Origin of the sequence: Cohnella xylanilytica (assembly GCF_014212175.1) — a bacterium.
Taxonomy (GTDB): domain Bacteria; phylum Bacillota; class Bacilli; order Paenibacillales; family Paenibacillaceae; genus Cohnella; species Cohnella xylanilytica.
The window spans coordinates 1-14,327 of record NZ_JACJVR010000103.1 but is presented as its reverse complement, the minus strand read 5'-3'; the positions used below and the strand labels follow the sequence as shown (position 1 = coordinate 14,327).

12 protein-coding genes, 1 rRNA gene and 1 pseudogene are annotated in these 14,327 nt (G+C 58.5%); 9 read left to right on the top strand and 5 right to left on the bottom strand.

Translation table 11 applies throughout. The features are described 5' to 3' along the window. Positions 1–3: 3 nt before the first annotated feature. The 4 genes and pseudogenes from jag to rpmH form a co-directional block, all read right to left on the bottom strand. Positions 4–621: an RNA-binding cell elongation regulator Jag/EloR gene (gene jag, locus H7B90_RS25620; RefSeq protein ID WP_185138744.1), complete on the bottom strand. Its 618-nt coding sequence runs from the start codon at positions 619–621 to the stop codon at positions 4–6. Next, positions 563–1,408, bottom strand: a complete 846-nt coding sequence (locus H7B90_RS25615) for a YidC/Oxa1 family membrane protein insertase (protein WP_373315900.1) — start codon at positions 1,406–1,408, stop codon at positions 563–565. Before H7B90_RS25615 ends, jag begins: the two co-directional genes overlap by 59 nt. 279 nt (positions 1,409–1,687) lie before the next feature. After that, a pseudogene (rnpA, locus tag H7B90_RS25610) lies at positions 1,688–2,029 on the bottom strand (ribonuclease P protein component); the annotation flags it as partial. 96 nt (positions 2,030–2,125) lie between these two features. Beyond that, positions 2,126–2,260, bottom strand: coding sequence for a 50S ribosomal protein L34 (rpmH, locus tag H7B90_RS25605; protein WP_084423307.1), 135 nt, complete (start codon positions 2,258–2,260; stop codon positions 2,126–2,128). Positions 2,261–2,744: 484 nt separating this feature from the next. On the opposite strand from rpmH, the gene dnaA reads away from it, so the two are divergent. The 6 genes from dnaA (at position 2,745) to gyrB (ending at position 9,069) form a co-directional block, all read left to right on the top strand. Further along, on the top strand, positions 2,745–4,097 hold the full coding sequence (gene dnaA / locus H7B90_RS25600; RefSeq protein ID WP_185138742.1) for a chromosomal replication initiator protein DnaA: 1,353 nt from the start codon (positions 2,745–2,747) through the stop codon (positions 4,095–4,097). Between the two features lie 181 nt (positions 4,098–4,278). Further along, positions 4,279–5,418, top strand: coding sequence for a DNA polymerase III subunit beta (gene dnaN, locus H7B90_RS25595; RefSeq protein ID WP_185138741.1), 1,140 nt, complete (start codon positions 4,279–4,281; stop codon positions 5,416–5,418). Between the two features lie 20 nt (positions 5,419–5,438). Further along, positions 5,439–5,654: a S4 domain-containing protein YaaA gene (gene yaaA, locus H7B90_RS25590; protein WP_185138740.1), complete on the top strand. Its 216-nt coding sequence runs from the start codon at positions 5,439–5,441 to the stop codon at positions 5,652–5,654. A gap of 21 nt (positions 5,655–5,675) precedes the next feature. Further along, entirely contained in the window at positions 5,676–6,794 is a 1,119-nt protein-coding gene (gene recF, locus H7B90_RS25585; RefSeq protein ID WP_185138739.1) for a DNA replication/repair protein RecF, read from the top strand. Between the two features lie 24 nt (positions 6,795–6,818). After that, the gene (gene remB / locus H7B90_RS25580; RefSeq protein ID WP_185138738.1) at positions 6,819–7,067 is read left to right on the top strand and encodes an extracellular matrix regulator RemB; all 249 of its coding nucleotides are present in this window, start codon (positions 6,819–6,821) and stop codon (positions 7,065–7,067) included. Positions 7,068–7,152: 85 nt separating this feature from the next. Next, complete coding sequence (gene gyrB, locus H7B90_RS25575) at positions 7,153–9,069, top strand: DNA topoisomerase (ATP-hydrolyzing) subunit B (protein ID WP_373315899.1); 1,917 nt, start codon at positions 7,153–7,155, stop codon at positions 9,067–9,069. A 121-nt stretch (positions 9,070–9,190) separates the two neighbouring features. On the opposite strand, the gene H7B90_RS25570 is transcribed toward gyrB, so the two are convergent. Beyond that, entirely contained in the window at positions 9,191–10,003 is an 813-nt protein-coding gene (locus tag H7B90_RS25570; protein WP_185138736.1) for a YheC/YheD family protein, read from the bottom strand. Between the two features lie 172 nt (positions 10,004–10,175). On the opposite strand from H7B90_RS25570, the gene gyrA reads away from it, so the two are divergent. The 3 genes from gyrA to H7B90_RS25555 all read left to right on the top strand — a co-directional run. Beyond that, entirely contained in the window at positions 10,176–12,659 is a 2,484-nt protein-coding gene (gyrA, locus tag H7B90_RS25565) for a DNA gyrase subunit A (protein WP_185138735.1), read from the top strand. An 82-nt stretch (positions 12,660–12,741) separates the two neighbouring features. Then, positions 12,742–13,812, top strand: coding sequence for an HD-GYP domain-containing protein (locus H7B90_RS25560; protein ID WP_185138734.1), 1,071 nt, complete (start codon positions 12,742–12,744; stop codon positions 13,810–13,812). A 277-nt stretch (positions 13,813–14,089) separates the two neighbouring features. Next, positions 14,090–14,327, top strand: a 16S ribosomal RNA gene (locus H7B90_RS25555); the annotation flags it as partial.

The following is a 14,327-nucleotide window of genomic DNA, read 5'->3' as shown; positions in this document are numbered from 1 at the left end:
GATTTACTTAAGAGCAATGACGATGCATCGATGCGGTTCATCGCCTTGGCTATACGTCTTCACTTGGGGGTGCGACTGCAGGCGTGCGTGGATGATCTTGCGCTCCTGGGAGGACATCGGCTCCAGCACGACTTCCTTCCTCGTCTTCACGACTCGTCCTGCCATCCGGTCCGACAAGGCTTCGAGCGTCTGGCGCCGGCGAAGCCGGAACTGCTCCGCGTCCAGCACGATTCGCAGGTGCTTGTCGGAATGGCGATTGGCGACGATATTGGTCAAATACTGCAAGGAGTCGAGAGTCTGGCCCCGACGGCCGATCAAGATGCCCAGATCCGATCCGGTCAGGTTGATCAGCACCTGATCGTGGTCGTCCTCTCTCTCCACGTTCACCTTCAGCTGCATGGCGGCGGTCGCCTCGCGAAGGAACGCGATCGCCTCTTCCACGCCGTCCGGCCGCAGCTCCAATTCCACCTTCGCTTCCTTGGCGCCGATCAGGCCGAACAGCCCCTTGCTGGGCTGCTCCAAGACCGCGACGTTCACGCGGTCCCGGTCGACTCCGAGCTGATTAAGACCGTTTCTTACTGCCTCTTCCACTGTTTTTCCGGTTGCCACCAGCTTTTTCATTGGGCATGGCCTCCTTGCCTGTACCTTGCGGTTTCGGCGAACGTCCATACATGAAATAGTTCTGAATAATGGTGTACACGTTGGTGTAAATCCAGTAGAGCGGCAGAGCCGACGGGAACGACAGCGCCATCACGAAGATCAGAACCGGGAAGACGAACATAAGCGCCTTCATCGGACCCATCTGCTGCTGAGGCTGCATCGTCATCATCATATACGATTGAACGAACGTCGTAATCGCGGCGATGACGGGAAGAATATAGAGATGGTCCGGCTTGCCGAGCTCCAGCCAGAGGAATTGATGCGTGCTGATCGTCTCGTTGACCGTAATGGCCCGGTACAAGGCGATGAAGATCGGCATCTGGATAATGAGAGGCAGACATCCGGCCAGCGGATTGACTTGATGCTCCTGGTAGAGCTTCATCATCTCTTCCTGCTGCTTGCGGGGGTCGTCCTTGTGCTTCTCTCTCAGCTTCATCATCTCGGGCTGCAGCTTCTGCATCGCCTTCGAATTCTTGTACTGCTTGATGCTCAGCGGCAGGATGATCGTCCGGACGATGACCGTCAGAATCAGAATCGACAAGCCGTAATTGCCGCCGAACCATTCGGCGAACTTGTCGAGCATAAGCGAGAACCAGTAAACGACGTTGCTGTCCCACCATCCCCGCTCGAGCAAGCCTTCCGTCGTCGTCTTCGTGGTGGTCGGCGTACAGCCGGACAGGAACACCATAACCGTGGTCAACAGACCGAGCAAAACCCAAAATTTGCGGTTACGCAACAACACGCACAAACTCCTCTCTAGCCCCAGGAAACCGATTTATAGTAGTCGTGCAAAAAAAACGTCCCAAGCCGCCTTCCGGCGCCGCGGAGACGTCGCGCCTAGCACCCGGTAAGAATAAAGGTAACCTTCCCGCTCCGAATGCGGAACGATCCCTTGCCTTGCAGGCTTCTTGTCCAAGACAACTATACCATAATATTAAAGACAAAGGAAAGCGCGCGGCGACGCGTTCTTCGAGCGGGGAGCGCCGCCTCCCGGACCCTTCTTCGCGGGCGTCCGGACCGCCGGCGAAGACCCTTTGAGCAGCCCCGCCTTGCGAAGGACGTGCAGGACGCTTTTCTCCATCTCTATATAAGGAAGAGACAAGGCCGGCTTGCGCACGATCAGGATCAGATCCGTCTCGTCGTTCAGCTTGTGCGCGTTCAGCCGCACGATCTCCTTCACCATCCGGCGCATCCGGTTCCTCACAACGGCGCCGCCCAGCTTGCTGCTCGCGGATATGCCCAGGCGGAACCGCTCCGTCTCCGGCCGCTTCCGCCAATAGACGACGAACTGCGAGTTGGCGAACGATCGCCCCTGGCGATAGATCCGGCTGAAGTCCTCCCTGTTCCGAAGGCGCAGCTTCCTCTGCATCTTACACCTTCCTCCGACTCTCGATGCTTCTATTCCTTCTTATCTATTATCGTCCGCGAATAAAGAAAAAAGACCACCGACGTGGTCTCTTTATCCTTAAGCAGACAGCACTTTACGTCCCTTTTGACGGCGAGCTTTCAGAACTTTGCGTCCGTTCTTCGTGCTCATACGGCTACGGAATCCGTGAACCTTCTTCCGCTTGCTTACATTCGGCTTAAATGTAGGACCCACCGCTCAATACCCCCTAACCTTGAAAACTCAGGTCTTCTTATTAAACCATAGGAGCGCCCAAAAGTCAACGAGATCCGTTCGGCCCCTGGCGACCCCCGCTTCTGAATTATGCACATGTGAATAAATCGAGTCGAAATTTCGGGGTGTCCAGAACTTTGTCGAATTGTCTCACAATTTATCAACAATATCTAGTGTTGTGCACAGAATTCATCCACAAGTTATTGAATTTGTGGATAACATGCCGGAATCCGTTGAATTTCGCGGGTTGTTCTGCTATGATTAGTTCGATCTTTTTCAGTGGATATCCTCCAAACGGACGTCTTTTATTAACAGGCTGTGTATAACTTTGTGAACAACACCCTCTTCTTCTGGACATCCCCATAAAGAATTCAGGGAATTATGTGGATAAGTTGTCGTCGACCCGTCGTCATTCGACAATCCGCCGCCCTGGTCCGCCTGATGGGTTAAAGGAGTGACTATTCAGATGGACAGCCGCAGCAGCGAGATATGGCAGCAGGTATTGTCGGTCATCCAAACCAAATTGAGCAAACCGAGTTACGATACCTGGTTCAAAGCGACCAAAGCTTCCTTCCTGAACGAGGACACGGTCGTTGTAACCGCTCCCACTACGTTTGCCGCCGAATGGCTGGAGACCCGATATACGAAGCTGGTTTCAACTGCGCTATCCGATTATTTAGGGAGAACGGTGGACGTCAAGTTCGCCATCGAGGAAGCCCGCCCGGCCGAGCCTCCGGCGCCGATGCCGCCGATTCCGGCCGCGCAGCCGGTTCAGCCCGAAGAGAGCATCTCCCATATGCTCAACCCGAAGTATACGTTCGACACGTTCGTCATCGGAGCCGGCAACCGCTTCGCGCACGCCGCTTCCCTCGCGGTGGCGGAAGCGCCCGCGAAGGCGTACAACCCGCTGTTCCTGTACGGCGGCGTCGGACTGGGCAAGACGCACTTGATGCACGCGATCGGCCATTATATTTTGGAACACAACCCGAACACGAAGGTGCTCTACATCTCTTCCGAGAAGTTCACCAACGAGTTCATCAACGCGATTCGCGACAACCGCGGCGAGAGCTTCCGCAACAAGTACCGCAATATCGACGTTCTGCTGATCGACGATATTCAGTTCCTGGCGGGCAAGGACGGAACGCAGGAAGAGTTCTTCCATACATTCAACGCGCTGCACGAGGAGCATAAACAGATCATCATCTCCAGCGACCGGACGCCGAAGGAGATCCCGACGCTCGAGGAACGGCTGCGTTCCCGGTTCGAGTGGGGGCTCATCACCGACATTCAGCCGCCGGACCTGGAGACGCGGATCGCGATTCTCCGCAAGAAGGCGAAGGCCGAGAACCTCGATATTCCGAACGAAGCGATGGTCTACATCGCCAACATGATCGATTCGAACATCCGCGAGCTCGAAGGCGCCCTGATCCGGATCGTGGCCTACTCCTCCCTCACGAACCAGGACGTATCGTCCCATCTGGCGGCCGAGGCGTTGAAGGATATTCTTCCTACGGGACGCAACCGGCTGATCACGATCCAGGACATTCAGCAGAGGGTCGGGGAGTTCTACGGTCTCAAGCTGGAGGACTTCAAGGCGCGCAAACGGACGAAGGCCGTCGCCTTCCCTCGTCAGATCGCGATGTATCTGTCGAGAGAGATGACCGACTATTCCCTGCCGAAGATCGGCGAAGCGTTCGGCGGGCGGGACCATACGACCGTCATTCACGCCCACGAGAAGATCTCGCAGCAGCTCAAGCAGGACCAGGAGCTCTACAAGATCATTCAGAATCTGACGGAGAAAATCAAAAGCCTGACCTAAATCGACGGCAATCGCAACTTATCCCCGTGGAAAACCGTAAAGCCTATGCACAAAGCATGCACATGTGGATAGGCTTGCGTTTTCGCGCTTTTTCGCACTTATCCACATATCCACGCCGCCTACTGCTACGACTCTATTATTAAGACTTCCTACAATAAGCCGAAATGGACGAGGTGAGCCCATGAAATTGACGATCTCTCGCAACGAATTGAACGAAGCGGTCCAGCACGTGGCCAAGGCGGTATCGGCTCGCACGACGATCCCGATCTTGAGCGGCATCAAGATCGAGACGAGCGCGCAAGGCGTGACGTTGACGGCAAGCGACACCGATATATCGATCCAGAGCTTCATTCCTCTCGAGACGGCCGACAAGACGATCGTCACGATTCACCGCAGCGGAAGCGTCGTTCTTCCCGCCAAGTTCTTCGTCGAGATCGTTCGCAAATTGCCGAACGAAGAAGTTCATCTCGAGGTCGGCGAACGGTTCCAGACCCAGATCACGTCGGGGGCGATCGACATCCAGCTCGTCGGCCTCGATCCGGAGGAGTTCCCCGTTCTCCCAGTCCTCGAAGAAGATCAGGTGTTCTCCATTCCGGGAGACCTGCTGAAGTCGATGATTCGACAGACGGTATTCGCCGTCACCACCAACGAATCGACTCCGATTCTGACCGGCGTTCTGTGGAGCCTGCAGGACGGCGTATTCAAGTTCGTCGCGACGGACCGTCACCGCTTGGCCACCTGCAAGATCCAGACGGACGTGCCGGAGCAGCTTCGCTTCTCGAACGTCGTCATCTCGGGCAAGACGCTCAACGAGCTGTCGAAGATCATTCCCGACCAGAACACGCTTGTGGACATCGTCGTCGCCGACAACCAGGTGCTGTTCAAGCTCGGCAACGTGCTGTTCTTCACCCGGATGCTGGACGGGACGTTCCCGGATACTACCAAGATTATTCCGACGAGCTTCCGGACAGAACTGATTTTGAACACGAAGGCGCTGAGCGACGCGATCGACCGCGCTTACTTGCTGTCCCGCGAGGAGAAGACGAACATCGTTCGCCTGTCCACGACCGAATCCGGAGGCGTCGAGATCTCTTCGAGCTCCTCGGAACTCGGCCGTGTGCAGGAGCAGCTGTCCGTGTCGGAATTGCGCGGAGATCCGCTTCGCATCGCGTTCAACTCCAAATACATGCTGGACGTGCTTAAGGTCGTCGACAGCGAGAAGCTGTTCATCGGCTTAACCGGGGCGATGAGCCCGATCATCATCAAGCCGGACCACGACAACAGCCTTCATCTCATTCTTCCGTACCGGACGACGAACTGAGGCGAACGGGGGTGACCCATATGAGAGAAGTTGCGATATCGACCGAATACATCACGCTCGGCCAGGCGCTCAAGCTGGCCGACGTCGTCGGCTCCGGCGGGGAGGTCAAGGCCTTCCTCCAGGAGAGCAAGGTGACGGTGAACGGCGAGCCGGAGAACCGGCGCGGACGCAAGCTCGTGCCCGGCGACTCCGTCGACGTGGAGGGCTTCGGGGTTATCGTCGTGAAGACCCGCTAATACCGGGAAAGGAATCCGAACATGCAGTTGAAACGCTTGGAGCTACACGGATACCGCAACTACGAGCATCTGGAGCTCGCCACCGGCGCCGGCGTCAACATCCTCATCGGGCCGAACGCCCAGGGCAAGACCAACCTGCTCGAGGCGATTCACGTGCTGGCCTTGACCAAGTCGCACCGCACGTCGAAGGACAAGGAGCTGATCGGCTGGAACCAGCCGTCGGCCCGCATCCGCGCCGAGCTCGAACGCAAGCACGGGGCGGTCGAGCTCGAGCTGCAGCTGTCGCCCCAAGGCAAGCGGGCGAAGGTGAACGGATTGGAGCAGCGGAAGCTGAGCGGCTTCGTCGGCACGGTCAACGTCGTGCTGTTCGCGCCGGAGGATCTGGATATCGTCAAGGGAGCGCCGGGTGTGCGCCGCCGGTTCATGGACATGGAGATCGGCCAGGTGCACCCCGGCTATTTGTACGATTCCCAGCAGTACCAACGGATCATGCAGCAGAGGAACAACTACCTGAAGGCGACGGATCCCCGGCACGCTTCGCAGGAGATGCTCGACGTCTGGAACGAACAGCTGGTCAGCTCAGGTGTTAAAATGATGCAGAAAAGGCAAAACTTTATCGTAAAGCTGCAAAGTTGGGCCGAGAAAATCCATGAGGGCATCACGAATGGAGCCGAACGATTGACCGTGGAGTACCGCCCTTCGTTCGGGGGGGATCTTGGGAGCCATTCCCAAGATCAATCTTCTTTATTCGATCAATTTATGTTAAAGTTAACACAAGGAAGAGAGCAGGAATTCCGCCGGGGGACGACGCTAGTCGGTCCCCACAGGGACGATCTGGCCTTCTTCATCAACGGGAAGGACGTCCAATCGTTCGGATCTCAAGGACAGCAGCGCACGACCGCGCTGTCGCTCAAGCTCGCCGAGCTCGAGCTCATGCGGGAGGAGATCGGGGAATATCCTCTGCTGCTCTTGGACGACGTCCTGTCCGAGCTGGACCAGATGAGGCAGACGCAGCTCATCGAGACGTTCCAGAGCCGGGTGCAGACGTTCATCACGACGACCGGGCTCGAGAGCGTGAACATGAGCCGGCTGAAGGATGCGGCCGTGTACCACGTGAGGCACGGGGAAGTGTTGCCTTGAACCAGGAGCTGGAGGAGGCTCGCCATGTACATTCATCTCGGCGGAGAGAAGATCATCCGCACGTCGCAGGTCGTCGCCATCTTCGATATCTCGATCGAGCAGTCTTCCAAGCTGTCGCGGCAGTTCGTGGCGCAGGCGCGCAAGAACCGCGAAGTGGAGACGATCGGGGAGGAAGACGCGAAGTCGATTGTCGTCACGGATGAACGCGTCTATTATTCGCCCATTTCCTCATCCACGTTAAAGAAAAGGGCACATCATCTTGTCGATCTATAGCGGAAGGGCGCGGCTCATGGGCATCTAGCTGCCAAGCCGGCCCCGTGAATAGCAGCGCGTCAACGCAAAGAAGGCGGTGGAGGGTTTGTCCTTGAATTCGCAACAGCAAACTTACGACGAGAGTCAGATACAGGTATTGGAAGGTTTGGAAGCGGTTCGCAAGCGCCCCGGCATGTACATCGGCTCGACGAGCGGCAAGGGGCTTCACCATCTCGTGTGGGAAGTCGTCGACAACAGTATCGACGAAGCCTTGGCGGGATATTGCACGCAGATCCAAGTCATCATTCACGAAGACAACAGCATCACCGTCATCGACAACGGGCGGGGCATCCCGGTCGGCGAGCATCCGAAGATGAAGCGCTCGACGCTAGAGGTCGTCATGACCGTCCTTCACGCCGGCGGCAAGTTCGGCGGCGAAGGGTACAAGGTATCCGGCGGTCTTCACGGCGTCGGCATCTCGGTCGTGAACGCCTTGTCGGAGATGGTCGTCGTCAAGGTCAAGCGCGAAGGCCATATTCACATGCAGGAATATCGCCGCGGCGTGCCGCAATACGACTTGAAGATTATCGGCGACACCGAGGAGACCGGCACCGAGACGCGGTTCAAGCCGGACCCCGAGATCTTCACGGAGACGACGGAGTACGACTACGATACGCTGGCCGGGCGGATTCGGGAGCTCGCTTTTCTGAACAAAGGCATACAGATCTCGCTCACCGACGAGAGAACGGGCATGAGCGAGACTTTCAAATACGACGGCGGCATCATCGAGTTCGTCCAGTTCCTGAACAAGACGCGCGAGCCGCTGCACGAATTGCCGATCTACGTCGAGGGAACCAAGGATTACATCCAGTGCGAGATCGCGATGCAGTACAACGACGGATATACGGAGAACATCTACTCCTTCGCGAACAATATCAATACGCATGAAGGCGGCACGCACGAATCCGGCTTCAAGAGCGCCTTGACGCGGATCATCAACGACTACGCGCGGAAGGCGGGGCTCGTGAAGGAGAGCGAGTCGAACCTGACCGGCGACGACGTGCGCGAAGGCTTGACGGCGATCATCTCCGTCAAGATTCCGGAGCCGCAGTTCGAAGGCCAGACGAAGACGAAGCTCGGCAACAGCGAGGTCCGCGGCATCGTGGAATCGCTGCTGGCGGAGAAGCTGCTCGAATTCATGAACGAGAACCCGTCCGTCGCCCGCAAGGTCGTGGAGAAGTCGCTGCAGGCTTCCCGCGCGCGCGAAGCGGCGCGGAAGGCTCGCGAGCTGACCCGCCGCAAGAGCGCCCTCGAAGTGAGCTCCCTCCCCGGCAAGCTCGCCGATTGCTCGTCCAAGGACGCGTCGATCAGCGAACTGTTCATCGTCGAAGGGGACTCCGCGGGCGGCTCGGCCAAGTCGGGCCGCGATCGCCACTTCCAGGCGATCCTGCCGCTGCGGGGCAAGATTCTGAACGTCGAGAAGGCGCGCCTGGACCGCATTCTGTCCAACATGGAGATCCGGGCGATCATCACGGCGCTCGGCACGGGCATCGGGGACGACTTCGACCTGTCCAAGGCGCGCTACCACAAGATCGTCATCATGACCGACGCCGACGTCGACGGGGCCCACATCCGGACCCTGCTGCTCACCTTCTTCTACCGCTACATGCGGAAGCTGATCGAAGCGGGCTACGTCTACATCGCGCAGCCGCCGCTGTACAAGGTCGAGCGGGGCAAGGTGATCCGCTACGCGATGAACGAAGCGGAACGCGACGCCATCATCGCCGAGTTCGGCGAAGGCGCCAAGATCAACGTGGCGCGGTACAAAGGTCTGGGCGAGATGAACGCGGAGCAGCTGTGGGAGACGACCATGGACCCGGAGAGCCGGACGATGCTCCAGGTGAGAATCGAAGACGGAATGAAGGCCGACCTGTTGTTCGACACGCTGATGGGCGACAACGTCGAGCCGCGGCGCGACTTCATTCACCAATACGCCAGGTCCGTCAAGGATCTGGACGTCTAGACCGAGCGCGAACGCCGCCGGCACAAGAGCCTTTGCCACCCGCCGAGGCAACGCATGGAGAGAGTCGGCCCCCGACGGGCCGAACTGCGATCCGCGCGTTGCGGGAACGGCGGGTGGCTGTTTATTGGCTCGGCTTCTTCCGGCTTCCTCGCTGCCGCTTCCGCGCCCTTCTGCGGGAAGGGAAGCGGCCGTACGCGACGGCGTAAGAATAGATCCGGCGGAAGACGGCGGGATCTTTGAGCTTGCGGAACAAGAAGGGGTCCGGCTTCGTGTTCACCTCGAGAATCCAGGGCTTCAGATCGGCGTCGATGGCTACGTCCACGCCGATCTCCCGGATTCTCGGGAACCTCCGTTCGAGCGTTCGGGCGACTTCCACGCCCAGGATGTCGAGAACCTCTTGGTACTCGTCCAGTCGGATGGACTCCGGCAGGTGTTCGGCCAGAAGGGCGCCCAGCGGCATCGGCGTTCCCCCGCTGTGATAGTTCGTGACGATCTTGCCCGGGTAGGCCAATCTTCCGATGATGCCGGTCGTCTCCCAGGCCGACTCGGGATTCTTCTGCACCATGACGCGGAAGTCGAAGCGCCTGTCGTCGTGCTTCAGGAGCTCGATTCCTTGCTGCGACAGGTAATTCCTTTTTCTTTTGACGGTCAGCAGTTTGTTATACATGGATTCGTACGACTGGAACCGGTATTGGCGGAGACCGCACTGGAATCGGTAAGGGATCGGTTCCCCCGTTCGCCATTCCAAGCGGATGACGCCCTTCCCGAACGTGCCGTTCACGGGCTTCACGTAGATCATGCCGTACCGGTTCAGCATATCCCGGACCGAAGCGCGGTTCATCGGCCTCGTATCGGGGATATGGACGGCCAGGTCGGGATTGGCCAGCAGCGCTTCCGTCTTCGCCGCTTTGCTGCGAACGCGCTGGATCGTCATCGGGGCTCGCCCCCCTTTCCCCTCAACATTATGCTATAATGGAATTATTCATCCTAATTAGGGTATGACGGTTGCCTTCCCGCGGTGTGAGCGGGCGCGCAAGATTAGGAAGCGGATCGGACCGGCATCGGACGGCTTCGAATCCGCTTTGCAACGATGAAGGAGGATCTTCATGTCGGAAGAGCAACGCTCCCACATTCGCGACCAGGATATCGGCGTCGAGATGCGGGAATCGTTTATGAGTTACGCGATGAGCACGATCGTCAGCCGCGCTTTGCCGGACGTCAGGGATGGCATGAAGCCGGTTCACCGTCGTATTCTGTACGGGATGTCGGAGCTCGGAATGGCGCCGGACAAGCCGTTTAAGAAGTCGGCGAGGATCGTCGGCGAAGTCATGGGTAAGTACCACCCGCACGGCGACTCCTCCATCTACGAGGCGATGGTGCGGATGGCCCAGGACTTCTCGATGCGCTACATGCTCGTCGAAGGCCAAGGGAACTTCGGTTCCGTCGACGGCGACTTCGCGGCGGCCATGCGTTATACGGAGGCCCGGCTGTCCAAGATCGCGATGGAGCTGCTCCGCGATATCAACAAGGAGACGGTCAACTTCATCCCGAACTACGACGGGGAGGAGCAGGAGCCGGAGGTTCTGCCTTCGCGGTTCCCGAACCTGCTCGTGAACGGCACGACCGGGATCGCGGTCGGGATGGCGACCAACATTCCTCCGCACAACTTGACCGAAGTCATCGAAGGCGTCCAAGCGCTGATCCGGGATCCGGATCTGACGCCGATCGATCTGATGGAATATATCAAGGGTCCGGACTTCCCGACGGCCGGCTACGTGCTCGGCCGCGAAGGAATCCGCCAAGCCTATACGACCGGCCGCGGATCGGTGACGATGCGCGCGCGGGCCGAGATCGAAGAGACGGGCAACAAGGCCCGCATCATCGTGCACGAGCTGCCGTACCAGGTCATCAAGGCCCGTCTCGTCGAGAAGATCGCCGAGCTCGTGCGGGAGAAGAAGATCGACGGCATCACCGACCTGCGGGACGAATCGGACCGCAACGGCATGCGCATCGTCATCGAGCTGCGCCGGGACGTGAACCCGAACGTCGTGCTCAATAACCTGTACAAGCAGACGGCGATGCAGTCGACGTTCGGCATCAATATGCTGGCCATCGTCAACAAGGAGCCGAAGGTTCTGAACCTGAAGGAAGTGCTGTTCTACTACCTTCAGCACCAGATCGAGGTCATTCGCCGCCGGACGGAATACGACCTGAAGAAGGCGGAAGCGAGAGCCCACATCCTGCAAGGGTTGCGCATCGCGCTCGACCATCTGGACGAAGTGATCGCGCTGATCCGCGCGTCGCAATCCGACGAGGAAGCCCGCAACGGCTTGATGGAACGGTTCGGCCTGAGCTTCGACCAGGCTCAAGCGATCCTCGACATGCGTCTGCGCCGGCTCACCGGATTGGAACGCGAGAAGCTCGAGCAGGAGTACAACGAGCTCATCCAGAAGATCGCCGAATACAAGGCGATTCTCGGCGACGAGCAGCTCGTCCTGCAGATCATCAACGAAGAGCTCGAGGAGATCAAGACGAGATTCGGCGACGAGCGCCGCACGGAGATTACGATCGGCGACAACGAGATTCTCGACGAAGATCTCATCCCGCGCGACGACGTCGTCATCACGATGACGCATACCGGCTACGTCAAGCGCCTGCCGGTGTCGACCTACCGCAGCCAGAAGCGCGGCGGCCGGGGCGTCGTGGGCATGGATACGAAGGATGACGACTTCATCGAGCATCTGTTCATCTCCAACACCCACCACTACCTGCTGTTCTTCACGAACAAGGGACGGGTGTTCCGGCTCAAGGCCTACGAGATTCCGGATCTGAGCCGCACCGCGCGGGGGACGCCGATCATCAACCTGATCCAGATCGAACAGGGCGAGACGATCAACGCGGTTATCCCGGTGGAGGCGTTCGAGCCGAATCAGTACTTGTTCTTCGCGACCCGCGCCGGCATCGTCAAGAAGACACCGCTGGACGATTACGCGAACATCCGCAAGGTCGGCCTGATCGCCATCTCCCTGCGCGAGGACGACGACCTGATCGGCGTCAAGCTGACGGACGGGGAGCGGGAGATCGTGATGGGAACGAGCGAAGGCATGTCGATCCGGTTCTCCGAGAAGGACGTGCGCTCCATGGGCCGTTCCGCGACGGGCGTCAAGGGCATCCAGCTCGACGACAACGACAAGGTTATCGACATGGACGTCGTCGATCCGGACCGCGACGTGCTGATCGTCACTTCGAAGGGCTACGGCAAGCGGACGCCGGTAGCCGAGTATCGCACGCAGACGCGCGGCGGCAAGGGCATCAAGACGCTGAACGTGACGGACAAGAACGGCCCGATCGTCAGCCTGAAGGTCGTTCGCGACGACGAGGATCTGATGATCATGACGTCTTCGGGTACGCTGATCCGGACGAGCATGTCCGGCATCAACACGATGGGACGGATCACCCAGGGCGTCAAGCTGATCAACATCAAGGAAGAGGACTTCGTCGCCACGGTAGCGCGCGCGCCGAAAAGCGAGGATTCGGACGAGACGGACGAAGAGAACGGTCAAGGCGAACCGGACGGGCAGGCCGAATAACCTGGCTCCGGACCGCCCGGCTCGACCGGCTATGGTAGCGGAATTCGATTTATTCATGGGATAGACGGGGAGGAACAACGCCATGCCGGTATTGCCCACTTCACAAGTTCAGGCAGGCGATCGTCTGGCGACCGACGTCCAGACGGCCATGGGTAGTGTATTGCTGCAGGAGGGCCGGACGCTGACGGCTCGCGACCTGGAGATTCTGCAGGCGTTCCTTATCCCGAACGTAGACGTCCGCCGCAGCGGACTCGCCGAATCCGGCGGGGACGAAGCGACCGACGAAGCGGCCGCCGCGGAAGCCAGCCTGCTTCCTCTGCAGCAGAAGTTCCTTAGCATGGAGAAGCTGCTCAAGTGGGCGTTCACGCAGGTCGGTCCCGGGCAGAAGATCCCCATCCTCGAGATTCGCAACGGGCTTCGGGAACTGTTGGAGCTCATCGACGATTACAACGTCCTTATGTTCTCCCCGCCGTTCGACGGGGGACAGACGGAGCGTTGGGTTCGCAAAAGCGTGCTGGTCGCTCTGACTTCGTACCAACTCGCGCGCTGGTGCAAGTTCCCGGACAAGGACTGGACGGCGATCGCTCTCGCCGGCCTCCTTCACGATATCGGGAACGTCCGCATCGATTCGGCGATCTTCCGCAAGCCGAGCCGCCTTACCGCCGAGGAACTGCACGAGATGAGGCAGCACACCGTCTACGGCTTCAGGCTGCTGGAAGGAGTCGCTTCTCTTAATCAGGGGATCTCCTTGGCCGCTCTGCAGCATCATGAGCGCATCGACGGAAGCGGATACCCGATGAAGGTGACGGGGGAGAAGATTCATCCGTATGCCAAGATCGTCGCTATCGCGGATATGTATCATGCGATGACGTCGGACCGCCACCATCGGAAGGCGGAGTCGCCGTACCTCGTGCTGGAGCAGCTCCAGTCGGAGGCGTTCGGCAAGCTGGATCCGTTGTACGTGCAGACGTTCATCGACCGGACGACCCAGTTCCACAACGGCATGCTTGTTCAACTGAACGACAATCGCGTAGGCGAGATCGTGTTCACCGATCGCAGCCATCCGACCCGTCCGATGGTGTCCGTCTATGGGGAGATCATCAATCTGAACAAGCAGCGCGACCTTTATATATGCGCGATCTACTCGACGTAAGACGAAGACCGGAAGCGGGCGGCAAGCGCCTTGCTGTCCGGTCTTCTCCTCTATAGAAGAGAGGCGCCGATTCAAGCATGTGCAGAAAATCAAAATAAAATTCGAAAAAACAGTTGCATTCGCCTATTCAACGTGATATATTATTCAAGTCGCCGCTGAACGGCAGCGACAACGAAGCAAGAGCAACGAACTTGTTCCTTGAAAACTGAACATCGAGTGTAATCGTGCAATACCAGCAATGAATTGAGCCTTCAAGGCTCTCTGATAAGGTTTCACCTTTATGGAGAGTTTGATCCTGGCTCAGGACGAACGCTGGCGGCGTGCCTAATACATGCAAGTCGAGCGGATCTTCAAGGGAGCTTGCTCCTGAGAAGGTTAGCGGCGGACGGGTGAGTAACACGTAGGCAACCTGCCCTCAAGACCGGGATAACATTCGGAAACGAATGCTAAGACCGGATACGCAAGAAGGAGGCATCTTCTTCTTGGGAAACACGGCGCAAGCTGTGGCTTGAGGA

What these genes read in the sequence shown, in the direction of transcription:
- dnaA (WP_185138742.1), top strand. Translation starts at nt 2,745, where the DNA reads ATGGACAGCCGCAGCAGCGAGATATGGCAGCAGGTATTGTCGGTCATC.
- remB (WP_185138738.1), top strand. Translation starts at nt 6,819, where the DNA reads ATGTACATTCATCTCGGCGGAGAGAAGATCATCCGCACGTCGCAGGTC.
- H7B90_RS25570 (WP_185138736.1), bottom strand. Translation starts at nt 10,003, where the DNA reads ATGACGATCCAGCGCGTTCGCAGCAAAGCGGCGAAGACGGAAGCGCTG.
- recF (WP_185138739.1), top strand. Translation starts at nt 5,676, where the DNA reads ATGCAGTTGAAACGCTTGGAGCTACACGGATACCGCAACTACGAGCAT.
- H7B90_RS25560 (WP_185138734.1), top strand. Translation starts at nt 12,742, where the DNA reads ATGCCGGTATTGCCCACTTCACAAGTTCAGGCAGGCGATCGTCTGGCG.
- gyrA (WP_185138735.1), top strand. Translation starts at nt 10,176, where the DNA reads ATGTCGGAAGAGCAACGCTCCCACATTCGCGACCAGGATATCGGCGTC.
- dnaN (WP_185138741.1), top strand. Translation starts at nt 4,279, where the DNA reads ATGAAATTGACGATCTCTCGCAACGAATTGAACGAAGCGGTCCAGCAC.
- yaaA (WP_185138740.1), top strand. Translation starts at nt 5,439, where the DNA reads ATGAGAGAAGTTGCGATATCGACCGAATACATCACGCTCGGCCAGGCG.
- jag (WP_185138744.1), bottom strand. Translation starts at nt 621, where the DNA reads ATGAAAAAGCTGGTGGCAACCGGAAAAACAGTGGAAGAGGCAGTAAGA.